The organism is Escherichia sp. MOD1-EC5433 (assembly GCF_002966005.1).
GTDB lineage: Bacteria > Pseudomonadota > Gammaproteobacteria > Enterobacterales > Enterobacteriaceae > Escherichia > Escherichia ruysiae.
Genome location: NZ_PTRL01000021.1, coordinates 1 through 720, shown reverse-complemented (window position 1 = coordinate 720; position 720 = coordinate 1). Strand labels below are relative to the sequence as shown.

At 61.7% G+C, this 720-nt stretch carries 1 protein-coding gene; it reads right to left on the bottom strand.

What is annotated here, in order from left to right; translation table 11 throughout:
• On the bottom strand, positions 1-720 hold a 720-nt coding region (locus C3D30_RS20180), incomplete at both ends, for a tetratricopeptide repeat protein (RefSeq protein ID WP_157945287.1).

Below are 720 nucleotides of genomic sequence, written 5' to 3'. Positions count from 1 at the left end.
GGTGACGTTAAGATCCTGCTGGCGATAGAGATCTGCCGCATCGCTGCGCACGCCGCGCTTCAGCCAGTCATCTTTCTCGTCGTTACGGGTCAGACGGGTAAAGGTGTCGTTATCCTGCGGACGCGTCGGCGTCACACCGGATGCGACCATCGCGTCTTTGTAGGTTTCCAGCGCCTGCTTTGGCTCGCCCGCCTGCGCTTCAAACCTTGCACCATCACGCAGTACCATCGCACTTTCCATCGACGGCGGCTGAGATTTTGCCTGCGGGATCAGCTTGTTAAACGTCTGCTGCGCCGCTGCGGTATCGCCAAGCTGCGCCTGTACCAGCGCCACGCGCCGCTGTGTATTCAGTGAGGTATTGTCAGTGGCGGGCAGTTTCGCCAGCTGGCTGCGTGCCGCCGCTTTGTCGCCGGCGGCGATATCCACTTCTGTCAGGCCAAGAATGGCATCAACGTTAGCTGGCTCCCGCGTCAGGACATTCTGATACGCCGCGCGGGCAGCGGTGTCATCACGTCGCTGCTGTGCCCAGTCGGCCAGGGTGAGGTCAATGCGCGTGGACGGCGGCTGCTGGCGCAGCATCGCTTCCGCTTCTGCCTCTTTACCGCTTTCACGCAGGCGGCTGGCGGTTTCCAGTACCTGATCGCTTTGCAGGCGGTTTGCCAGTTCCTGAATATTGCTGTTCCACTGCGCGCGCGGCAGGCTGTTGATATGCGCCAGCGC